The 22,351-nt window shown below is 43.9% G+C and carries 24 protein-coding genes and 4 pseudogenes; 6 read left to right on the top strand and 22 right to left on the bottom strand.

All coding sequences use genetic code 11. The annotated features are described in order from the left end of the window. Positions 1 to 386 precede the first annotated feature (386 nt). The 3 genes and pseudogenes from IEY34_RS05170 to IEY34_RS05180 all read right to left on the bottom strand — a co-directional run bounded on the left by IEY34_RS05170 (position 387) and on the right by IEY34_RS05180 (position 1,927). Positions 387 to 1,196 carry an MBL fold metallo-hydrolase gene (locus IEY34_RS05170; protein WP_189008530.1) on the bottom strand — a complete coding sequence of 270 codons (810 nt, stop codon included), beginning with the start codon at positions 1,194 to 1,196 and terminating at the stop codon, positions 387 to 389. Positions 1,197 to 1,319: 123 nt separating this feature from the next. Continuing rightward, positions 1,320 to 1,658, bottom strand: a pseudogene (locus IEY34_RS05175) (3-alpha domain-containing protein); the annotation flags it as partial. Between the two features lie 116 nt (positions 1,659 to 1,774). Continuing rightward, entirely contained in the window at positions 1,775 to 1,927 is a 153-nt protein-coding gene (locus IEY34_RS05180; RefSeq protein ID WP_189008800.1) for a hypothetical protein, read from the bottom strand. 30 nt (positions 1,928 to 1,957) lie between these two features. On the opposite strand from IEY34_RS05180, the pseudogene IEY34_RS05185 reads away from it, so the two are divergent. Beyond that, a pseudogene (locus tag IEY34_RS05185) lies at positions 1,958 to 2,170 on the top strand (LysR family transcriptional regulator substrate-binding protein); the annotation flags it as partial. A 19-nt stretch (positions 2,171 to 2,189) separates the two neighbouring features. Here IEY34_RS05185 and IEY34_RS05190 read toward each other — a convergent pair. From IEY34_RS05190 to IEY34_RS05240, 12 genes and pseudogenes are all read right to left on the bottom strand, one after another. After that, positions 2,190 to 2,339: pseudogene (locus IEY34_RS05190) on the bottom strand (aminotransferase class V-fold PLP-dependent enzyme); the annotation flags it as partial. 63 nt (positions 2,340 to 2,402) lie between these two features. Further along, positions 2,403 to 2,495, bottom strand: a pseudogene (locus tag IEY34_RS37695) (hypothetical protein); the annotation flags it as partial. After that, on the bottom strand, positions 2,495 to 2,671 hold the full coding sequence (locus IEY34_RS05195) for a hypothetical protein (protein ID WP_229757477.1): 177 nt from the start codon (positions 2,669 to 2,671) through the stop codon (positions 2,495 to 2,497). The pseudogene IEY34_RS37695 and the gene IEY34_RS05195, both read right to left, overlap by 1 nt. A gap of 188 nt (positions 2,672 to 2,859) precedes the next feature. Then, positions 2,860 to 4,734, bottom strand: coding sequence for an LTA synthase family protein (locus IEY34_RS05200; RefSeq protein WP_189008536.1), 1,875 nt, complete (start codon positions 4,732 to 4,734; stop codon positions 2,860 to 2,862). 123 nt (positions 4,735 to 4,857) lie between these two features. Further along, a complete protein-coding gene (locus IEY34_RS05205) occupies positions 4,858 to 6,123 on the bottom strand; it encodes a Gfo/Idh/MocA family protein (protein ID WP_189008539.1) in 1,266 nt (421 codons plus the stop codon). 60 nt (positions 6,124 to 6,183) lie between these two features. Next, positions 6,184 to 7,023, bottom strand: coding sequence for a carbohydrate ABC transporter permease (locus IEY34_RS05210; RefSeq protein WP_189008542.1), 840 nt, complete (start codon positions 7,021 to 7,023; stop codon positions 6,184 to 6,186). Between the two features lie 13 nt (positions 7,024 to 7,036). Beyond that, complete coding sequence (locus tag IEY34_RS05215) at positions 7,037 to 7,921, bottom strand: carbohydrate ABC transporter permease (RefSeq protein WP_189008545.1); 885 nt, start codon at positions 7,919 to 7,921, stop codon at positions 7,037 to 7,039. Positions 7,922 to 7,993: 72 nt separating this feature from the next. Then, positions 7,994 to 9,292 (bottom strand): ABC transporter substrate-binding protein, encoded by a 1,299-nt coding sequence (locus IEY34_RS05220; RefSeq protein WP_189008548.1) that lies wholly within the window; start codon positions 9,290 to 9,292, stop codon positions 7,994 to 7,996. Positions 9,293 to 9,451: 159 nt separating this feature from the next. Further along, positions 9,452 to 10,498 (bottom strand): LacI family DNA-binding transcriptional regulator, encoded by a 1,047-nt coding sequence (locus IEY34_RS05225; protein WP_189008551.1) that lies wholly within the window; start codon positions 10,496 to 10,498, stop codon positions 9,452 to 9,454. Positions 10,499 to 10,667: 169 nt separating this feature from the next. After that, a complete protein-coding gene (locus IEY34_RS05230) occupies positions 10,668 to 11,036 on the bottom strand; it encodes a hypothetical protein (RefSeq protein WP_189008554.1) in 369 nt (122 codons plus the stop codon). Between the two features lie 103 nt (positions 11,037 to 11,139). After that, positions 11,140 to 11,934 (bottom strand): Nif3-like dinuclear metal center hexameric protein, encoded by a 795-nt coding sequence (locus tag IEY34_RS05235; protein WP_189008557.1) that lies wholly within the window; start codon positions 11,932 to 11,934, stop codon positions 11,140 to 11,142. Positions 11,935 to 12,061: 127 nt separating this feature from the next. Next, positions 12,062 to 12,946 carry a LysR family transcriptional regulator gene (locus IEY34_RS05240; protein WP_189008788.1) on the bottom strand — a complete coding sequence of 295 codons (885 nt, stop codon included), beginning with the start codon at positions 12,944 to 12,946 and terminating at the stop codon, positions 12,062 to 12,064. A 109-nt stretch (positions 12,947 to 13,055) separates the two neighbouring features. On the opposite strand from IEY34_RS05240, the gene IEY34_RS05245 reads away from it, so the two are divergent. Then, positions 13,056 to 13,427, top strand: a complete 372-nt coding sequence (locus tag IEY34_RS05245; protein ID WP_189008560.1) for a CidA/LrgA family protein — start codon at positions 13,056 to 13,058, stop codon at positions 13,425 to 13,427. Beyond that, positions 13,424 to 14,113 (top strand): LrgB family protein, encoded by a 690-nt coding sequence (locus tag IEY34_RS05250; protein WP_229757478.1) that lies wholly within the window; start codon positions 13,424 to 13,426, stop codon positions 14,111 to 14,113. Before IEY34_RS05245 ends, IEY34_RS05250 begins: the two co-directional genes overlap by 4 nt. Positions 14,114 to 14,567: 454 nt before the next feature. On the opposite strand, the gene IEY34_RS05255 is transcribed toward IEY34_RS05250, so the two are convergent. The 5 genes from IEY34_RS05255 to IEY34_RS05275 form a co-directional block, all read right to left on the bottom strand. After that, complete coding sequence (locus IEY34_RS05255) at positions 14,568 to 15,677, bottom strand: low temperature requirement protein A (RefSeq protein WP_189008566.1); 1,110 nt, start codon at positions 15,675 to 15,677, stop codon at positions 14,568 to 14,570. Positions 15,678 to 15,928: 251 nt separating this feature from the next. After that, the gene (locus IEY34_RS05260) at positions 15,929 to 16,270 is read right to left on the bottom strand and encodes a zinc ribbon domain-containing protein YjdM (RefSeq protein WP_189008569.1); all 342 of its coding nucleotides are present in this window, start codon (positions 16,268 to 16,270) and stop codon (positions 15,929 to 15,931) included. Between the two features lie 215 nt (positions 16,271 to 16,485). Then, positions 16,486 to 17,370, bottom strand: a complete 885-nt coding sequence (locus IEY34_RS05265; RefSeq protein WP_189008572.1) for a PhzF family phenazine biosynthesis protein — start codon at positions 17,368 to 17,370, stop codon at positions 16,486 to 16,488. A 4-nt stretch (positions 17,371 to 17,374) separates the two neighbouring features. Then, positions 17,375 to 17,800 carry a rhodanese-like domain-containing protein gene (locus tag IEY34_RS05270; RefSeq protein ID WP_189008575.1) on the bottom strand — a complete coding sequence of 142 codons (426 nt, stop codon included), beginning with the start codon at positions 17,798 to 17,800 and terminating at the stop codon, positions 17,375 to 17,377. Positions 17,801 to 17,908: 108 nt separating this feature from the next. Next, positions 17,909 to 18,802, bottom strand: coding sequence for a LysR family transcriptional regulator (locus tag IEY34_RS05275; protein WP_229757479.1), 894 nt, complete (start codon positions 18,800 to 18,802; stop codon positions 17,909 to 17,911). A 215-nt stretch (positions 18,803 to 19,017) separates the two neighbouring features. Here IEY34_RS05275 and IEY34_RS05280 point away from each other — a divergent pair, with 215 nt between their 5' ends. Beyond that, complete coding sequence (locus tag IEY34_RS05280; RefSeq protein WP_189008578.1) at positions 19,018 to 19,242, top strand: hypothetical protein; 225 nt, start codon at positions 19,018 to 19,020, stop codon at positions 19,240 to 19,242. Positions 19,243 to 19,599: 357 nt separating this feature from the next. Here IEY34_RS05280 and IEY34_RS05285 read toward each other — a convergent pair whose 3' ends face one another. After that, positions 19,600 to 20,268: an O-methyltransferase gene (locus IEY34_RS05285; protein ID WP_189008581.1), complete on the bottom strand. Its 669-nt coding sequence runs from the start codon at positions 20,266 to 20,268 to the stop codon at positions 19,600 to 19,602. Between the two features lie 124 nt (positions 20,269 to 20,392). Here IEY34_RS05285 and IEY34_RS05290 point away from each other — a divergent pair, with 124 nt between their 5' ends. Both IEY34_RS05290 and IEY34_RS05295 read left to right on the top strand, forming a co-directional pair. Then, positions 20,393 to 21,289 carry a LysR family transcriptional regulator gene (locus tag IEY34_RS05290; protein ID WP_189008584.1) on the top strand — a complete coding sequence of 299 codons (897 nt, stop codon included), beginning with the start codon at positions 20,393 to 20,395 and terminating at the stop codon, positions 21,287 to 21,289. A gap of 3 nt (positions 21,290 to 21,292) precedes the next feature. Next, a complete protein-coding gene (locus IEY34_RS05295; protein ID WP_189008587.1) occupies positions 21,293 to 21,883 on the top strand; it encodes a 5' nucleotidase, NT5C type in 591 nt (196 codons plus the stop codon). A 30-nt stretch (positions 21,884 to 21,913) separates the two neighbouring features. Here the strand turns inward: IEY34_RS05295 and IEY34_RS05300 are convergent, their stop codons facing one another. Continuing rightward, positions 21,914 to 22,315, bottom strand: a complete 402-nt coding sequence (locus IEY34_RS05300; protein ID WP_189008590.1) for an NUDIX hydrolase — start codon at positions 22,313 to 22,315, stop codon at positions 21,914 to 21,916. Positions 22,316 to 22,351: the final 36 nt, after the last annotated feature.

A 22,351-nucleotide genomic window follows, 5' to 3' on the forward strand; every position in this document is an offset into this window, starting at 1 on the left:
GAATAAGGCAGCTGAAAGTGCTTATATGATCAAAATTCTCTAGGTTCATGTCACGAAATTAGCAAAAACTTGCTCTTGTAGCTTGCCTATTTATCACAATGCCCATAATCTTAGAAAACCTAGCCGTTGGCTAGGTTTTTTGACATTTCAAAAATGTTTAGAACCAACCGAAGAGTTGCCCAGCTGCCTCACACAGAGATAAGTGAACGTCAATCCTCTATTTCAGCCAGAAACGTCATTATCGCGAGGTTGAGGGAACTATAGTACGCTATTTTGCTGTTTGGAGGGAAATCCAGCGCTTTTCGCGGAAATAAGACCCTGTAGTTCCGCTAGTACCCTCGCATCCCTGCAATTTGCCGAAATAGCGGACCTGAGTTCCCTCAAATCTACAACTGAACAATCAAACCATCATAAGCAACCTGAATCCCATGAGGTTCAAAAATTCCAAGCAAATCCTCATGAAGCAAGCCAGCATTATGTGAGAAATGCGTAACCAGGACTGGTGCGCCTTCTTTCAAAACACCGTTCGCCTCCATCCACGCCTTCGTTTCCAAGACTGCATCGACGTTCATATGATTATTGCGATGTGAGCTCTTTCCTGTTGTGCATTCCAGTATGGCCAAATCCAACTTTTTATCCTTGAGCCATGCCCAAGTCTGCTCAGGAAACCAACCGCTGTCATTGCCATATAGGATAGCTTTGCCATCCTTTTCAATATAATAAAGCAGACATGTTTCAAGCTGATCATGATCAGCCAATAAGGGCACAATCATCGCTGTTTGCGTCTTAATCGGAACGAATGGCAGCACGCGATGAAACTGGTAGTTATGCTCTAGCCCATTGAGTGCTTGGAAACAGAGCCGGAAGGGCAGATCATGCCCATATACATGGATGGCCTTATCCCCGGACTGCGCGTAGCCTTCTGCTCGAATCGCCATATCCTCGGCATACAAATGGTCAGAATGAGAATGCGTGATAAGCAAATCCTGGATTGAATTCATATCCAAGCCATACCGATGCGAGTGATATAAGGTGTCAGGAGGAAAATCAACCTTCAACACTTGATCAATTATCACCGATGTACGTGATCGCATATTTTTACCGCCTCGTTCACGAGCTTGCTTACACGTCGAGCATTGGCAAAATAGCGAAGGAATTCCCTCAAAAGCCGCTGTTCCAAGGAATTGTACCTCCATATCCGTTCTCCTCCTTTTAGCTAAACAAGTGTTTCCGATTTTGGTTTCTTGTTGATTCATACATATTTCATGTGTTGTTTCGTGGTAATTGTATAGTGGTTTTACACATATGTCAAAACATTTTTAGTCAATTCCATGCAATCGCTCACGCGTATCCGTTTCATGGCCTAGTAACCGTTTGGCAAACGTCTGTCTCCAGTTCACCGAAAGCTCCTTGACTTCTAGAATGCGTTGCATTTCTTCCCAATTATTCTTATCAACATGCATGATCCGGTTAGCAAAAGCAACTGTAATGGATTTCGGATGAGCCGAAATTTGTTCCAACCTGTCGGTTAAGGCGACCTTTCCTTCCTTCAAAACACGGAAATAAAAGCCTGAGTAGCCGGACGTTTGAACTTTTAACGGCATTTCAGGATCATTGTAGCGAACAGATAGTTTAAAACAAGGTTGTCGCGGTTGACTGTCAATTTATAGATCCCAGTAGAAATTTCCTTATTATTATAGTGGACTTTCATCGGTTGACTAATATTAAGAGAGAATCTCTCCGCTAAGCATATGTGATCCTCCTCCACGCATTTTTAATCACCAATATTCCGAAATGAACCTCTAGGCGCCTCATCGAAAGTCTGAGTTTGCTCGCGATTCCATGCTTGGGCCTTGGCTTCCATGGCATCAAGCAATTGTAGTAAGATCTGATTGGATTGTTCCAGCCATTGGCTCCGACCCAACATTTCTGCGGGTTCCTGTACATAGGTTCCTTGATTGTCAACATGGTTTCAAAAGGGGTCGGAATCACCATTCTGCCAAAACCATATCTTGATTATATGAATAATCAACAGCTCCGAACCATACCCATCGAACAACCGGTGCTAAAGACGCCTATGGGCATCGTATATCGCAAAAACAAACATATGTGTGCGGCAAGTCGTGTGTTCATAGAACAATTAATTGAGACGGTTAAAACTAGCTCTTGAAAAAAGTTTTCGCTTGCAGCATATGAGGCGCACTTTGCGCACCATCATCAACTAGCAGTGCTCCGTGCTTATGAGCAATTGCGGCAATTTCCTTTACAGGATTGACCGTGCCCAGAACGTTGGATACATGCGACATCGAAATGACCTTGGTACGATTGGTGTTTGCAGAGCCTCAGCCAGAATTTTAGCATTGCGCAGTACGTGGCTGATGTAATCTTGGAATGCGGGTTCAGCCGCCTCTTGGTCCGCGAAGTGTTTTATGCGTCGTTATGGTCACGAAATGCGCATAAGGCACCGGATTGGGATGCAGTCCAGCTGCCACTATCATTCTTTGAAATTGTACATGCGGCCTGATACATTCACTGGACTACCCATAGCTTCCAGAACGGCCCCACTCAGAAAATTTTCGGATGCAATCAGTTCTATTTTGTCCCGTTGACGCCTTAATTCTTGCTGTATCGACTGTGCGATAGCTGGATCTTGCTTCATCAAATGATTCATGTAGTTTGCCTCCAACGTTATGTTTTTGATTACTGACTACATTAAGACAAGATGACTTATAGTTCAATTCAATTATTCGTATGATAATGATCACGTTTGCCTATGGTTAATTATAAAAAGAGCAGATACGTCAGAACATATTCTGAAGTATCTGCTCAATTCTAGGCAAATCAGATGATAGGCCCAGCTTATTTGGCGAAATAATTACTTTCGTGTACGAGATCCGCAATCTTAAATGAATCGAGGATGTGTGTCTTTTCCCTGCCATCAGGTTGATCGCCTACAAGCGTCCCATCGTTAAGAATGGTGAAATTCCGCTGGGTATTAACCAGATTTTTCCCCATGGCCGTGCTGCTGAACTGATGTGTGTCCACCCCCATCAGATACGCAAGTGTTGGCAAGGTATCCACCTGACCGCCGACTTGGTCGATGATCTCGCCTTGCAAGCCTTTTTGATAAACAAGGAAGGGCAGCTTCAAGGTTGGCGCTCTCCACTCCTCCTTTTCGATAGCAGCCATCGCATTAATTTGATCTTGGTAATATTTATGGACACCTGTATGGTCCCCGTAGATAGCGATCACGGATTGTTTAAGAAGTCCCGACTTGTCTAATTTGTCCAAGAAAGCACCGATCTGCTTATCTGTATAATGCACAGCCTGGAAATAAGCCCCCATCATTGTCTGGTTAAATTCTGGCGCGAGACGAAGTTCTTGTTTCTCCTCTGGAATATGAAACGGGCCATGAGAGGACAGCGTTACAAAATGCATCAGAAACGGCTGCTTTTGATCCTTGATTTTATCACTCAATTGCCGCAAGTACGATTCATCAGAAAAACCAATGCCTACTTGTTCATCCACATTGAATTGGCTCAAATCCCAGATCTTTCGATACCCAATGCTATGGTGGGCTTCAACCCAATTCCAATTCCCGGCTGGTTCCGGATGCGAAGAGATCGTCTGGTACCCCATTCCCTCCAGTAGTTTGGGTAACGTGTTGTAGGCATTCGTTGGATACCGATAGAAATTGGAGCCCTCCCGCAAAGGGAACACAGAAGTTGTGGTCAGCAAATCGCTGTCTGAGCTGGTGCCATTGTTCACTTGTTCATAAAAGTTAGTAAACTGGAGGCTGCTGCCCAGGAGCCGATTCAGATTAGGCGTAATTTCTTGACCCGCCACTTGCTGATTCAGAACGAATGCTTCCAATGATTCCACTTGGATGATAATCAGATTTTTCCCGCGAAACTTTCCTTTATATGCGTTATCTGGCAGATTTTCTGCCTGCTGCGAGAACCACGCTTGAACATCCGCCCGTTCCTGTGGCGCCAATGCATGTTCTTTGTTGTCCCCGAACAACCGCAGACCATCATATAGATGGTAACCGATTGGTGACATGTTCGACATGGTTTGGAACGGCACCCAACACATTCTTGCAAATATCATTTGACCATTCGTCGTATCTTTAATATCAATTCGGTAATGATCGTAAGAAACCACCGATACAGCCGCTGCCATGACTAGGGCAGCAAGCACAGGATGTCGATGCGAACTTTGCCTCGTGGTACCCAATTTCCTGTTCTTACGCACTAACATGACGCAAACGATTAAGATTAGATCGATCAGAAACCAGAAATCAAACAGCCGGATGAAGCCCCAAAGATTTAAATCCAGTGGATTAAAGCCTGCGGGATGTTCAAGAAAACGAAGGGAAAGGAATGCGGCATACGCTCGGTAATAGATTAAATCACAAAACAGCACCAAACTGATGGTCACATGTAACACAATCAAATATAATCGTCGAACCTTACTTTTGAAAAACAAACCAATCGCCACAAAAAATACGATGATCATAAGGTGCGAGAAAATAGGCGGTACCGTATAAAACATGTGACCAATATCAACACCTACAACACCCGGTGCATGCAAGGCTGCTAGCAGCAAAAGCGATTTAAGCAGAATCGCCAGAAACGTGTAATACAGGAACTTGCCATTTTTCAGAGCCAGTCTTAAAGAATTTGCAGGACGGATGCGAAGAGCTTGCCGTAACTGCGTTGCTAATGGAAACACTGATCTTTCACCTCTTCATCTATGAACGAAAGCCGATTTTTCCATTTTAACATAAGTTACTCGCATTCGTTAAACATAGAAAAAACGCAAGCAACCCATGTTCGGTTGTTTGCGTCTGGTTTCTTAATGAATAGCGGCTAATCTCTGATGCAGCTCTTCTATCTTGACAGGCTTGCCGCCATTCAAACGTGATTCCTCTGCGGCAAAAGCCATCAGATGGCTTCGCACAGAAACGGATGCCGATGATTCGCTTTCTCCGCCCGCATAAGATCTAACTTCGCGAAGGAAGCTGCGCATAATTCCCGCATCCCCGCCATTATGCCCTTCGTGGGATGCCTCGACACGCACTGTCGTTTGCTCATTGGTAATAAAGTCATGAATGGTAAATTCATGCTCTTCCATATTTCCGCGGATATCGCCTTTCGTCCCCATGATCTGAAGAATACGCGTATTGTCACGCGTAAATCCACACATGCTGAACATCGCTGTAGCTCCACTCGCAAAGGCCATATTCACTACTTGATGATCCACCACGTTATTGTTGCTGCGATACACACATTTGCCATAAGGTGTTGTGCCTAAAGCTTCAATAATCCCTTCAAGACTCGTATCCGTCGTGAATTTCCCTGCCCATCCACGCCCTGTGCCCAAATAATACTTGGGCGCGTAGTATTGGCAAGTGGCTTCTGCCGGACACCCATCCAAACAGCGTTCTGGCGCTCCGGCAGGCGCGTTCTCCGCTGTAAAATGCATCAGAGATCCAAAGGAACTGACGACCTCGCAGGGCTCATCCATGATATACGAAAGAATGTCCATATCATGACATGATTTGGCTAGAATCATCGGGCTGGAGGTATCCGAATTGCTCCAATTACCACGAACAAAGCTATGAGCCATGTGCATATTGCCGACATTTTCATTCAACTGAATGTTGACAATTTGACCAATTTTCCCATCATCAATCACTCTTTTCATCGCTGTCCAGAACGCTGTATAACGAAGCACATGGCAAATCGTAAGCAAACGATTATGCTTCTTAGCCATAAGCTCCATCTCTACGCATTCTTCCGGACTTGGCGACATCGGTTTCTCCAATAGGACATGATAGCCTAATGAGAGAGCTTGCAGTGTTGGATGGTAATGCATCTGATCTTGTGTGCAAATTATGGCGATATCAGCAAGCTTAGGTTGTGCCAGCAGTTGTTCCCAATCTGAATAGGCATGCTCAGCCGCGATCTGATGAGCAGCGGTGAACGCTGCACGCCGCTCTTCATCAGGCTCTGCAACCGCAATAATATCGAGCTCATGAGGATAATTCAGCGCATAAGGTGCATAGGATTGCGCTCCGCGGTTTCCTGCCCCAAGCAGGATAGCCGTAACTTTTTGCATGTTAAATTCCCCCTGAAGACTACGTATGTAGATTTCTTATCTGTTCGTAAATTAACTTCTTCAAGACTTGCTTCCAGTGAAAGCAATCCCTTGGATAAACGATCGTTGAAAAACGAAAAAGATCACGATCATCGGTAAAATGGCCATCATGGAGCCAGCCATAATGATGGTATAGTTCGTTTTGTGTTCCCCTTCCAGGAAGGCAATCCCGGCGGAAAGAACCATTTTATCAGGTGAGCTGTTCACAATGAGTGGCCACATCAAATCATTCCAGGACCATAGCATTGTGAAAATGGCCAGGGCAATCATCCCCGATTTGGCCAGCGGCAGCATGATTTGCCAGTAAATCCGGAATTGGCTGCAACCATCCAGCTTCGCTGCCTCCTCAAGTTCATGCGGGAGCGTCATGAAGAATTGACGCAGTAAGAAAGTACCGAATGCGCTGAATAAGCCAGGCACAATCAGCGCTGTAAGGGAATTAAGCCAGCCCATATCTTTCATAATCATATATTGCGGGATCAAGAAGACTTGGCCAGGCACCATGAGTACAGAAAGCATAAGGATGAAGAAGAAATGACGCCCTGGAAAGGAAATACGCGCAAACGCATAAGCAGCTAAGGAACAAATAATCAATTGCCCAACTACTTTAACAACCGTCGTAATCAATGTATTCCAGTAAAAGGTAAAGAATGGCAAGTTCACAAAAACTTTCGCATAATTGTCCCATCGGAAAGATTTCGGAAAAAAAACAGGCGGAATTGCCGTCGACTCACCCAGCGTTTTGACCGATGTAAGAAACATCCATATAAAAGGAGTGACCATGATCACTGCACCTAAGACAAGAATAAGATGGACGAACCCGATCTGAAGTGATTTTTGGCGGTAGGATTTGGTATTCATACACTCAACCTCCTCATTCGTAGTGAACCCATTTCTTCTGAATTTTCATTTGAATATACGTGATGATCATAATGATCCCGAACAAGAGCACAGCGATGGAGGAAGCATATCCTTTGCTATTTTTCAAAAATCCGTATTTGTAATACAAGAAAACAACCGATTGTGTTGACTCCATGACAATATCGCCAACCATCATATAGATGAAGTCGAATACCTGGAAAGCGCCAATTAAAGAGGTTACCATGACGAAAAATATCGTCGGCGTTAACAAAGGCAGCGTAATTCGTGTGAACTTGGTGAATGCCCCTGCCCCATCAATCGATGCGGCTTCATAATAGGAAACCGATATGCCTTGCAGCCCTGATAAAAAGATAATCATATGACTTCCGATGGAACTCCAAATCGCTACAATAATAATGGATAGCAAAGCCGTTCGATTGTCGGTTAACCAATGCGGTCCCGGAATGGATAAACGTCCAAGCACATAATTGATCAGTCCGAAATCAGAATTATACAGCCATTTCCAAACCATCGCGACAGCCGCAGGCATCGTCACAACAGGTAAGAAATACAGGGTCCGATACACCGACAACCCCTTTACCTTTTGATTTAGAAGGACCGCAAGAAGTATCGATAAGATAATGCCAATCGGCACAGCCGTAATGATATAAATACTTGTATTTCGAAATGCATAGAGTAGATCCCGATCCGTTAGCAGCCGCTTATAGTTGGAAAGTCCTGACCAGGTGTACTTACCGAAAGAGCCCCAGTCCGTAAACGAGAAATAAAAAGTTTGAAACACGGGCCAAATATAAAAGAATAGCAAACCCAGCATTAAAGGTGTGATCATGATGTACGCCCACATCCAATCGGAGCGGCGTTTTGAGCTGATTCGCATGAGTATTCACGCTCCCGTAATGAATTAGGGAGGGAGATTCGTTAGAAAATCTCGAATCTCCGCACCGAAAACTTATTTCTCTGCAGCTAACGCTTGATTCATTTTGGCTCCGAGCTCTTTGGCTGCGTCAGCAACGGGTTTCTCACCTGTCCAGGCATTTTTCAAAATTTCTGTTTCATAAGTCGTCCAAACGGAAGTATTCTTCGAGACCGGATAAGGTGTTGCATAATCCGTCATGTCAATAAAGGCTTTCGCGTGATATTGCGGGAATGCAGCTAACCAAGCCGCTTCACTGCCTTTGAAAGCCGGGATCGCTCCACCTTGCTTGGCAGCGATTTCTGCTGCTTCTTTGGAGCCAAGGAACTTGACGAATTCCCATGCTTCTTTGGGGTGCTTGGAATTTGCCGAGATGACATGACTCAAACCGTGGATCACAACCCCTTGTTTCTTCCCTTTTGGCAGCGGTGCCACATCGGCGTTGTTTTTCATCTCGGCATTTTGATTAATTGTGAAAGCGGCCCAAGATCCATCGAAGTACATGGCTAGCTTGCCGGATGTAAACAAGTCCGAAGGCGCTGTTTCCGTCATTTGAGCCAATGTTGGCGATACTTTATGTACCTGAATGAGGTCGGTCAGAAATTTCAGGCCTTCGATCGCTTCTGGTTGGTCAAAGCCGGATTTTTTGTGATCGTCAGAAATAATGTTTCCGCCTGCTTGAAGAATCGTATTATAGTAGTCCTCTTGATTCATCATCGGTGCAGCAAATCCATAAATACCCTTGGAGCTATCGGTTAATTTCTTGGCCGCTTCCGTCAATTTAGCCCAATCCCATGTGCCGTCCGGATACGGAATGCCTTTTTCATCAAACAACTTCTTGTTGTACCACAATCCAATGGTGTCATAATCTTTAGGAATCCCGTAGTTTTTCCCTCCAAGACTATATAAGGAAATTAGGGAAGTTGGATAATTTTTGAGATCGACCTGATCCTTCTTGATGTTATCGGACAAATCTTTCAACATGTTATTCTCAGCGTATTTAATGAAATTCGGACCGTTCATCCAGAGCACGTCCGGCATAGTCCCGCCTTGTGCGGCCGTTTCTAATTTAGTGAAATACTGCTTGTACGGTGTGTTCTCTGCCTTGACTTCAATGTTCGGATGGCTCGCATTAAATGCTTTGATCACGTCCGTCATCGTGTCCAAGCTCCAACCGCCATAAGAAATGGTTACTTTCTCACCGGATGCTGCAGCCGTTTCTTTCGCACTGCTGGTAGGCGAGTCCGTTGAACTCGAACTTCCGCAAGCACTTACAACAACCACAGTGGACATAAGCATTGAAATCGCAACTACTTTTTTCGCATTTTTAACCATTTCGCGATCACCCTTTTTCATTTTTTGTGAGAGAACTTGGTCCATACTTCACATCGTTGTCAAATTGTTACGGCCGGAAAGCAAGACTCACCCCCTTTATAGATTCAAATTTAAATTGGCGCCAAATTCTGGATAACGTTATCCAGACATCCAAAAAAATTAATTGCGGTCAAATAACGACGATTGTCTCACCATTAATTTATGTGGCAGCAGTACTTTTGACAATTGGGGCTGCTCTCCTCTTAGCATATCCAGCAGCGTTGCTGCCGCTGTCATACCTATCTCTACTTTGGGTACATGTACGGAAGAAAGAGGCGGTGTCGTATATTGGGCAAATTCAATGTTGTCCATCGAAATGAAAGCGATCTCATTTGGAATTAGCAAATTGTTCTCAATAATGGCACGCATGGCTGGGATCGCCAACTGGTCGCTTGCCGAGAAGAACGCCGTTGGACGCTCAAGTGATGGCTGCTTCAATTGCTCCATAACACGCTCATAACTAAGATCGATGCCCCACCTTGTGTCTATGATCCATTCTTTCTGTAGTGGAATTCCCGCATCATACATCGCAAATTTAAACCCTTGGAATCTCTCTTCACTGTTCAGTTCGCCGGTATGTCCAGGACCTCCGATAAAACCGATGGACCGATGTCCTTGTGCAATCAGATGGTCAACAGCTGATTTAGCTGCATGAATACGATCATAATCAACCATCGTAATTTCAGTCCCATTGGTGCAAATCCCAATCAAGGCCAGATCTTCTGTCTTTTGCAAATAATCAAGGATGGCTGGACCTACTTCTCCAACAATGATAATCCCATCCACTTGAATCTCATGAATGCATCGATGCAGGAGCGCATCATCGGCAAGTTCATCGGACGTATGTATGAAAGCTAAAGAATAACCGGATTCCAATATTTTCTTATTAAATGACGTAATAATAGGTGAGTAATAGGGATGATCGTCATTCAACCGGGCCGTCTGAATAATGCAGCCGATTTGTTTGGTCCTCTTTTTCTCAGCCTTCTGTTTGTTGACCAAATGACGAGCTGACTCGTTAGGCGTATAGTCCAGTTGACGAACAGCTTCCCACACCTTGGCTTTGGTCTCCGCATTAATGTGCCTGCTGGTATCGCTTCTAATTACACGAGAGGCTGTTGAAATTGAGACGCCCACTAATTCAGCGACATCTTTAAGTGTAGGCATGACATACAGCTCCTTTGGCTTCTTACCTGTTTCCAACTATGTTGCCCAAACGTTATCCAAGAAAGTTAAGTTTAAGTAAATATTAGTTCATCCCTCTCGATCAGTCAATACAATGTTATAAAAAGCAAAAAAAAGACAGCTCGTTAGAGTCTGTCTTCGTCCCTATTTGCTAGATTTCACTTTCTGCTTCATAAAACTTATGTCCGCAGGTCGAACAGAATTTGGTGTCAGCCGCCACGACTTTACCGCAAACACATTCTTTTTCATTGCGAACTTCACTTATTTTATGTTCAAGCAAAGAGATCTCCTGCTTGATCACATCGATCCCGACACATAAATCAGCTCTGCGTTCTTCAGACTGCGTTGCATCTCCGGCAACATAAGCCGCATAGACCGATTCGCCAATAAGATGATAGGTTCTCTCAATTTCTTTCTCTTTCGCTGAAATTTGCGTTTTCAACTTCGTTATCTCTACCGTTTGCTGCGCTTTTTTGGCAGCATCTGACGCTCCTTGTTTCACCTTATCAAAAAAAGACATTTGTCCATCTCTCCCTTTTTATAAATGGTACTAAAGCATCCTATGCTTTGTTAGAGCAAAGTAATACCCATTAGCATTCGCTCAATTTCTACCCTTGAATTCGTTAAATATGCTGAACCGCAAGGGAATTTTCTATAAATTCAACTTGCAGATCAGGAAAAGATGAACGCAATCGGTTAACGACCGTTTGCATGCCAGCCTCTTCACTTTTCTGATGACCCGTTATAATCAGCGCCTTGGCAAGCCCCATATCCACAGCATCTCTCACGTATTCATTCGTTTCCCATTCATTCGTTTCACCAACAATCAGCAGATCAATATCTCTGCTTCCCAAGAACTGAATATGGGATCTACCGCCCGATGCGCCAGGCAACAGTCCCAAGGAATTCACTGGCTGCTCCAGATCACCCACCACCAACATATGTTCAATGCCTAGTTTGCTCTTGAGATGAGCAACGATAGAGCGCACAGAATACTTTTCTCCATCTGGAAGACGGAGCATATTCCTATCTGCGGGGTCCGCCAATGCTTCCCATTCCAGAGCCTTGAGCATGCCAATGAGGATGCCATCGGGCTCGTAGCTGTGCACATAATCGTGCAGCCGGAAAATCGCGATACCGGATTCTTCAATAAGCTTCCTCTTCTGTTCATAGACCAAGTTCCCAGTTAGCCAATTACCTTCATCCATATGGTTGTAGTAGGTAGGCTCATGTGTAATGATAAGATCAACCCCCAACTCAACCGCTTCTTTAATTGCAGCGTACGTTGTCATGAACATAACGGCTATTTTGCGAACTTGCGCATCCGAACGCCCGCTTTTCAGCGTGTCAACCGTTGATGGAAGTGGCCCAACAGGTTCGATGAGATGATCCAGAATCGTCTGTACAGTAATTGTCATAGGAATGGCCTCCTTCATTAAGTTGCAGCAGTCGTACATGCTAGCCTATACTGTAATGATAGCAATAGTCCTTTCCATTGTAAATGCTTCCATTTCTTTTCGAATGCCAGCAAACATAACAGGAAGCTCATTCCACAAATATATCTTTCGTGAAGCGAATCCACTCTCTCGCTGCCAAAGAAAGATAGCCTTCTTTTCTCCAAACCATCATTAGCTGCCAAGGTATGCTTGGATTGAACAATGGAATTGCCTTCACCTTCTCTGGATTGAGCAATTGACAGATCGTATCCGGCAGCATGGCGATACCCAGTTCTGCCCCAACCATCTCTCCGATAAAATCCCATTGCGAGCTCTCATAGACGATCTGGGCTTCGAAGCCAACCGAACGGCATGCGGTAATAATGCGATCATGCAGCGTAAAATCACTATTAAACAAGATGAACCGCTCATTCTTCAGTTCAATAAGTTCAATTTGCTGTTGACTGGCAAGCTTGTGTGTGAGGGGTACAATGACCTTTAATTCGTCCTTAACGAGCAAAAAAGAATCAAATAATTCCTCCTGAATGGGCGAAAGCACAACCCCTACGTCAATACTTCCATCTTCAACGAATTCTTGAATTTTATTAGCCCCGTCTTCGATCATTTTAATCGTAATGCCCTCATATTGCTCTTGAAATTTCTTGATCACACTAGGAAAAAAGTTGGCACCTGCCATTGGCGGCAGGCCGATACGTATACTTCCTTTATTCAAGTAAGTCAGATCCTTGAGTTCACCTTGCAGTTGATCGAATAAGTGAAGTATTGGCACTGCGTAATGGCTGATCGCTTGGCCGGCATCCGTCAGTTTCACTTGCTTCCCATCCCGGGTGAATAATTCTACATTCAGTTCAGCCTCCAAATTTTTGATCGCTTTACTGATCGTCGGCTGTGTAATATGCAGCGCTTGCGCGGCTTTCGTAAAACTATTTAAACGAACAATTTCATGTACATATTGCAAATGACGTATATCCAGAATGACCCCTCTTCCCATAGCTAAATGGAATGTAATTCATGGTATATATTCATTTTACCTATAATAATTCATTCTGTATACTAACATACCAAGAGGGATGGATGAACTTATGCAGACATGGATCAAGACCATCATACAAATTATCTTTTTTGTTGCGATTTCTAAACTAGCGGATTTCACCGTAGAGAGGTTTCATTTACCGATTCCTCCCAGTGTATTTGGCATTTTACTCGTATTTGCGCTCCTGCAGAGCAAAATAATTCCACTAAAATGGATGGAGCTCGGCTCGAGTTGGTTACTGGCACAGATGCTGCTGTTCTTCATTCCTGCAGCCGTAGGCATCATAAAGTACAAATCATTAATCATAATGAGCGGTTTACCGATCACAATAACGATATTCGCAAGCACCATCGCTGTTATGATGTGTTCGGGTTTAGTGGGGCAATGGGTATCGAAATTACAAAGGAGGAATTCGGAGTGAATGATACCTTGTTATCTTTGGGTTGGTTAGGATCGACAATCCTTATTTATGGGGGAGCGAAAAAGTTACATCAATATTTCCCAAAAGTGTATCTGACCCCTCTGCTGGTTACACCAATAATCCTAATTGCGCTTATATCTGGCACAGGGGTTTCCTTCGATACCTATAATGAAGGTGCGGGCTGGCTCAGTAAAATGATTGAACCTGCCACGATTGCCTTAGCAGTTATGCTGTATAAGCATTATAATGTCATGAAAAAACATGCCATTGTTATTCTGACGAGTGTCTGTTGCGGCGCCATCGCATCGATTGTTACCTCTGCTGGGTTGGCGCATCTATTTGGATTGAGTGCCGAAATAATGGACAGCTTGGCACCTCGTTCGGCTACAACACCAATTGCCATAGCCATCTCCAATCTAATCGGCGGGGTGCCCACGATAACGGCAGTAGCGACATTAATGACTGGCATTCTAGGCCTTATGCTGGGACCCTTCATTGTAAAATGGTGCGGCATTCAGAATCCTGTTGCTCGAGGTGTCTTGCTTGGAACGAGCGCCCATTCTGCCGGCATCAGCAAAGCGCTTGAATACGATGCGGTTACGGGATCTGTCGCCGGCATTGCCATGCTGACAACGGCATTCATAACCTTGGCTGCTGCCCCTTTCCTCATTGTTCTATTTAGGTAACTCTCATTTTAATTCGAATTATCGTGTAAGGAGGCACTTTGAAGTGGCCTACTTCTTTAGATGCCTATGAAAAGCGACTTTGCCTCTCTAGGAGATGAGCGTCTTCATAGATGTTTTCGGCAATCTAGCCGATCCTAGTTCCCTTTGGGCCTTGCAATGACAGAGATCGTCGTGTGAAAAGGAACTATGATCCGCTAAATGGCAGGAACTGGGGTAAACGTAGCTTGAAAGGGATCTGAGATCCGCTATTTCAGCGGAAACTGCTGATTCCAACCGGGAAATGGTGACATAGCGGATCGTAGTTCCCTCTGGCGTGGAATATAGCGGTTTTCGGAATTATAGCGCACTGTAGTTCCCTCAAACTCGCGATCCTGACACATTTTGCTTTAATCGCAGTGCTTCAAACAACTTATTGGATGAATTCCAGCGCAGCTGAGCTATAAGAAGCTAGAAATCAAGTTGTTACTTTCGTATAAACAGCAAAGAAAATCATCAATTCGCCGATAATGACGTAATTCGGTACCACAACAAACAAATTCAGCAATAAGAATAGGCAAAGCAGGCTTAACATGAAAATCAAATGTTGTACGCCTAATCTTTGATCTATGTGCCTATATTTATGAAAAACCAGTGTGGTTGAGAAAAAATAGAGCAGCACAGACCCAAAAATAAAAAACAACATAAAGGAATAACTTAATTGTTGCAAAAATAATAATTGGATCGAAGCCGCTATCATGCACATGGACAAATAAATGAATAAATGACCATAGATGATTGTCTGGCCGGCCGTTTCTAACGCTTTGTTCACTTTCTTTTCTACATTGTCAAAATACTGCCACCACATCGCTATGATGAGCATAAATGTGAGCGCCGCGAACAGAATTGATTCCCAGGTCCATGCGCTAGATTGCAAGACGGCGAGAATACTTATGACTGATTCACCTAAGAGGATGAGCGTGAATAACGAGAAGCGTTCCAATAAGTGATGCGTATTAATTGGACTTTTCACCAACAATTTGCGCCCGATCAGCGGGAGTAAAATATCAACGATAATCCCTGTATACAAGACCGCGTAACGAATCCATGAATCAAAGAATAGGGATAACGCTGAGATCGCAAGCCCTATCCAAAACCGACTTCCCAGATAGCGGGCTGTATCTCTGCGGTGTGCGTCTTCTTTTTTATGAACGGATAAATATTGTATCGCTGTCATCGCTCTTAAACCGATATATCCAATTAGAAATGGCACATAATACTGATCAAAATCCACGGATAAACTTGCTGTCATGATTAACACAAAAAATAATTGCAAAATCAGAAATACACGATGCGACAAAATATCTTGTCCATACCGATTCACAAAAAGCGACTGGCCCACCCAGGCCCACCAAATTGGGACGAAGATGAGAACAAATTTGAGCAAATACTCCGTCGGAATAATGCCATCATCGACATGCAGCAAGACATGGCTCGCCTTGGAAACAGCTGCTACAAACAGCAGATCATAGAAAAGTTCCAGCCATGTCACTTTTTTCTCAATTAAGGCGCTGAACTTTTGCTTCATTATTACCCTCCTAGAAATGATGTTTATGTATATAGTGACTATTCATTTACTCGCTACGACTTACTACTATTCGCGAGAAACCTGATTTCTCCTTTGTCATAAGTTCCAAACTGTAGGATCCATATTTCTAATTGCATGATTTCAGGTGAATTAGAGGATCTACCATCCCTATGGAGCCAAACCCCCAAACGAATGCAAACCAAAAAAGCCGCTGACACAGCGACTTCACATCTTAAATCCTCGAACTGCCGTTACACCTTTTTAACAAATTCAGACTTTAATTTCATCGCGCCAAAAGTATCAATCTTGCAATCAATATCATGATCGCCCTCAACTAAGCGAATGTTTTTCACTTTTGTGCCAATTTTCACGACTAATGAGCTGCCTTTGACTTTCAAATCTTTGATGACGGTGACTGTATCACCATCAGTCAGGATATTGCCATTGGCGTCTTTCACTACTTTTGTTGCTTCACTTTGATCTGCTCCTGATTCCAGTGACCATTCGTGCGCGCATTCTGGACAAACCAATTGGCTTCCATCATCGTAGGTATAAGCGGAGCTGCATTTCGGGCAATTTGGTAAATCTGACATAATCGTAAATTCTCCTCAATCTGTGTAAGATAAGCTGATCTATTATTGCTTCTATACTGCCACATTTCGCTTTTTTTAACAATACTATCCCCACTTGTCTCGTTTTCCTCACTATATTTTCCTGCGGAGGAGCTGCGTATTCAATTGGAGGAAGTCATGCTGACCGAATCTCACTTTGTATGAAACATGCTTACGGCTGTAAGCTGCTGTATTACCTAACCCTCTATCGACACTTCAAATTCACTTACATATACGGCGTTACCCGTAACTTCAATCACATCAGGATGGATCGCTTTTACCCCAACTCTACCGTCCCTCTCAATTTCCTGGCCCTGCTCAATGATAAGTTCTACAGAAGTATCCGCATTCTTGTTCATATATCTTGTGTAGTAGGCTCCCATCACGCCTGATGCTGTACCTGTAACAGGGTCCTCAACGGTCCCTGAGAATGGTGAAGAGAAGTGGCGAGCATGCATATGAGCATTGGAATCATAGGTTTCCAGGCAAAATGGATGAATAGACGCTCTAGGCATTTCCTTCAGTATACTTGGAAAGCGCTTATTATCGGGCTTCATTCGTCTAAAAGCTGCTAGCTTTTTTATTGGAATTAATAAGGTCCATGCCCCCGTACTCCCATACAAGGTAGGAAGGTCTTGCTCGATATCCTCCCCTTCGATCCCCATGGAATGAGCAAGTTTTTCAAGACTACCTTGGAATTCCCGGAATTCCGGGGCAGCCTGCCTCATGGTGATGGCAATGTCTTCCGTTATCGCTAAACGAATCGGCAATATCCCTGCTTTCGTCTCAATCGTGAGCGAAGTTTGATCTCCTAATAAACCTCTCGTCTGCAAGGCATAGATGGTTGCCATTGTCGCATGACCACAAAGATTAATTTCATGACCTGGCGTGAAAAAGCGAATTCTCCAATCTGCTTTTTCAGACTTCATGGGGAAAGCCGTTTCATTAAACCCAACTTTCGCTGCGATCTGCTGCATCTGTTCTTCTGTCAAATGATCGCCATTCAGCACGACTCCAGCCGAGTTGCCCATGTTGGGAATACGGCTGAACGCATCGTAATGGTACACTTTTATTGTGCGCATGTAGTCAATCCTCTCCCTTGTTCATTGTTACGATACCGCTTTCTTCTTTGCGCCAGTATTCAATCCCGCCGATCATCTCTTTTACTTGAAACCCCAGCGCCGCAAGTCGCGCAGCCCCTTTGGTGCCTCCGTTACAAGCCGGTCCCCAACAGTAGACAACGATCACTTTTTCTTTGGAAAAAGATGACGTAGAAGTCTCATTGATTTGGTCCGAAGATAAATGAATGGCGCCAGGAATATGACACTCTTCATAGGCTTTCGAGCTCCTTACATCTATAAGCACGAAGCTGTCGACCCCTCGCTGCAAATCATTACGAACATCAGCGACATCGGTCTCTACTGCTAATTTGTTGCTAAAATGCCTATGCGCAGCCTCTGGCGAAGCAGCAGGTGTTTCTAGAACGAGCGAAAATAACGTTTGATTTTCCATAGGTGTAACCTCCATTTGGTTTGTGATATTAAGCTTGAATGCCTTGAAATCACTATAGCACAGCGCTAAACCATGGAGTTATCGATAGAAATCGATACCCAACTTCATTTATTCCGATAGATGGCTTCCGTTGATAAGTTCCAAAAAGCCAAGAAAGGCCTTGGATTGCCATTTTTTCTTGGCATAGATAAGCTGGGTGTAAAATTTAAAGTGAGGGTGAATTAGCGGAAGTGCAATGACTTGACCTTTGGCGATATCGGAAGCGGCTACAATTCGTGGCAGCAAAGCAATACCCAGGCCATACGTTACACATTGTTTAATGGCTTCCAGATTGCCGAATTCATAAGATAAAGAGAAATTAATTTGGTTGCTTTTCAACGTTTGCAGCAGCATAGCACGATAGGTACAACCATCTTCGGTCAGAATCAGAGATTCGCCCTGGAGATCCGAAATCTGAATCTCGCTCTTCCCTGCGAACTTGTGATTCGGATTCGTAATAATGACTAGTTCTTCTTCCCTTAACTTGCAGCTGTGCAGCTCAGGATCCTGAAAGGGGGGATCCAGGATAAAACCAACATCGATCGTGCCGTCTTTCACTAAATCAATAATAGATGGCTCATTGGCTGGTTGAATCATGACATTCATATCAGGAAAAAGCTGACGGTACTTTTGAAGATACGGGGGTAGAAAGAATGCCGCCAAGGTTTCAATCGTGCCAATTGTAAGAACGCCTTTGGATTGCTGGGACACGACTTCCTTGGACTCCTCATGGAGCCTCAGGATATCATTCGCATAATGCAGCAGCGCTTCTCCGGCAATGGTCAACTTCATTCCTCTTCCCAATCGCTCCAAGAGCACGGCTCCATAGGATTCCTCCAGTTTTGAGATCTGCGTTGTAATGCTCGATTGCGCATAGCCTAACACTTCAGCGGCCCGCGTGTAGCTTCCCCATTTCGCGACCTCGCGAAAGGTCTTCAAATACGTTAATTCCAACTTAACCATCCTTTCGATCCTTCTGGCCTTCCAATTCATGCATAAAACATCACGCTTTTTCTAATCTTCATTAAAAGAAAAAATCTGATCAAAGCTCAAATTAGCTTTTTATTTATGCAGGTTAGTTTTCCTACTAAATTACCAAGAATACGACACCGTGTTTCGAGCGACATTTCAGGCAATCTGCGATAATCTATGAAAAATGATTCATAGGAGGTCGACGTATGCCGCGTGAATTGGAATTCTGTGCCATGCTATTTCTGATTATTGGTCTAATGTTCTATTTTTTTGTCGATGTGCTGCAAAGAAACCGGAACAACCTTCTCCTCCAACTTGATCAGCTCGAATCCCAGAATGAACCCGATACTCCTATTGATCGAATAGAATCACCGATTTATCCGATGTATATTGATTGTAGTCTGCCCACTTCTCCGCCGATAGCCTCATAGCCTCATCAGAGCCCTCCGCTCGGCATGCGGCTTACATGTTTGGCATACACCCACAACACTCCCATTCTCATCAGAGTAATAGGAAAGTTTAGCTGATTTTTTGCGACAGAAGGAACATGGCTGGTTCCTCAACTTTGTCGCTTTTTTTCTGTGCGCTGACATTTGCACGACTCTTTGCGCTCGTGAGGTCGCTTTCTTCTTGACTTGCATCCGGTAAATAAGCGTTGCGACGGCAATCAGGATGACTCCGACTATGATCCATCTCATATGCAGCTTCCACCTTTCAAAAAAAGGGATGTGATCCACAAGATCATATCCCTTTATTCTTGTCTTCTTTTTGTATCATACTAAGCTTAACTAGTAAACAATTCCGATAACAAAACCATCATACCCCTTACTTCCCACCGTTTGAATGGCTGTCGCCGTAATTCTGGATTCTTCGGCTAGCAGCTCGTAAAATGATTGAACACCTTTTACCCGAGGGTCCTCTGTACGCCCATTGATGATTTCTCCCTCACGAATGACGTTATCACCAAGAATAACTGTTCCAGCATGTGAAAATTGCAGAGCCCATTTCAAATAGTGTGGATTATTAGGTTTATCTGCATCAATAAATATAAAATCAAAAGGTTCGACCCCCTCCGCTTCCATCTGAGCCAATTGTTCCAGGGCATCTCCTACACGAAGTTCTACCTTGTCAGCCACTTTGGCGAGTTTGAGATTTGCCAAGGCGACTTGGGCATGCCGCGGGTCCAGCTCCAACGTGACGATATGACCATCTGCCGGCAATGCTCTGGCCATCCAAATTGTACTATACCCGCCCAAAGTACCAATCTCCAGAATCCGTTTGGCTCCTTTCATCTGGACAAGCAAGTTCAAAAACTTGCCTTGCGTGGGTGAAACATCATACGGCGGAAGGCTGGCATTGTGATTCGCCTCCAAAACCTGTTCCAACACGGTGTCATGTGGGATTAGTTTCTCTGTTACATACTGATCGACCTTATTCCAAGTAATCGCTGCGCTCATATCCATCACTACTCCTTTTTTTAACTTCTAAGGATAGTGTATACGCGTTATACTTATAAATATAATATATATTAATTCACGAACCATATATTTAATATATGATTGGTTACAAAGGAGTTATTCCATGAACTTGCATGCGCTTCGTTTATTCCACATGATTGCAACGACTGGGAGTGTGACTCGATCGTCTGAACGCTTGCTCATCAGTCAACCAGCCATAACCGCGCAAATTAAAAAATTTGAAAAAGAGTTGGATCTAACCCTCTTTGAGCCTGACGGAAGAGGCATCCGGTTGACCGATGCTGGCGCTGAACTCGCTGTGCTTGCCAAAAGATTATTTTCTGTAGAACAACAAATTGAACAATTTGTACAGGATTATCGCAATGGAACGAATGGCAGCATTCGTCTGGCAGCCACGTATTTACCCGCTCATTACTTGATTCCTACATGGATTGCCAAGTTCAAGCAGCACTATGACCGTGTCGAGATGATAATTACAACGACAAACTCCAGTGATGCTCTTCAACAGCTCCTCAATGTTGATGTTGATATCGCCATTTATGGCGGACTACCCGAATCTTACCCAGAGACGATTCAAACCGATGAATTATTTCAAGACCAATTGTGGTTTGTCGTATCTCCGCAGCACCGCTTTGCCAATCAGCATATTTCATTGCGTGATATGATGACAGAACCATTTGTCATGCGGGAAGTAGGCAGTTCAACAAGGGAACGCTTGTTATCCTTATGCCGGACCTACAATCTGCCTTCCCCTACAATTTCTTTGCAATTTAATGGTTTGCAGGAAGCAATTCAAGCTGTAATCGCTGGTTATGGAGCAAACTTTGTATCTTCTCTAGTTGTACGCGAATACGTCGAACGCGGGGAATTAAGTCGTGTTTATGTGGAAGGCATCCAATTAGAAAACACCATAGCCATTTGTACGCGAAAAAATGAAACGCTACCGGCTTCTGTCAGAAACTTTATTCAAATGATTCGCCAAAATCCTTGGAGGTGTTAGCTTATGCATATTGGCATTGATCTAGATAATACGATTCTCGACGCCACTTCAACTCATTTAAAATACTATAATATAGCCTCCGGGCAATCCTTTACGGACAAAGACGTTAATGATTTCTATATCTATCGTCTATATGGTTGGAATCGAGCCGAACGTGATGCCATTTATCATCAATATGGTCACGACATTCACTGGCATTCTCCCCCTTTTCCAATGGCTGTAGAGATGATCCAACAACTCTTTCAACATCACCAGATCTCGATTATTACAGCGCGCCCAGAGCTTTTCCGCCAGGTTACCCTGGACTGGTTGAAGCATCATAACGTTAACTATCACCAAATCGCCCTTGTTGAAAACAAACTTGAGCAATGTATTTCCGCCAAGGTTGATGTGCTGATTGATGATGGACCGCACTATGCGGAAGAGTTTGCCCGATCCAATAAGTCTGTAATCTTATATGAACAACCCTATAATCTATCCGTGCGGCATGATTCGGTTCTACGCGCTTCGAATTGGCGTGAAGTTAAGGATCATATCGATAACTTAGCTTTGAAATTAAAACTAACGAATCTGACTCTGTCAGACTCTATGTAAATAGGCAGCCGTTAGGCTGCCCTCTTGGTCTCAAATGAGTAACTCCATCTCATACAACTTGTCAAAAATAAGCTGGCACACAACGGAAACGCGATCTTTGTCCGCGTAACTTAACCATACCAAATCTTCAATTTCCGATGCAGGACTTAGTCCCCCTGCAAATTCTCCGGTATAGCAGGACATCTTCACTGTAACACCTTCTGATTTATCATGCGCTTGGGCTTCAAATGCCCCAAACAACTTGATAGTTTCCGGTTTTATCTGCACGGTTAGCTCCTCTTGTATTTCTCTTACAAGCGTTTCGCTGTCGGTTTCCCCTGGGTCTCTTTTGCCACCAGGCAGGTAACACGTGTTTTTCCCTTTGGATCTTGCTGTTAATATGTGACCATTAGCAATGTGTATCCATGCAATTTTATCTATGACGGTTGGCATGTGATCTCCTTCACCTTTTTCAACAAATTATAGCAC

This window comes from Paenibacillus marchantiophytorum, assembly GCF_014640555.1.
Taxonomy (GTDB): domain Bacteria; phylum Bacillota; class Bacilli; order Paenibacillales; family NBRC-103111; genus Paenibacillus_E; species Paenibacillus_E marchantiophytorum.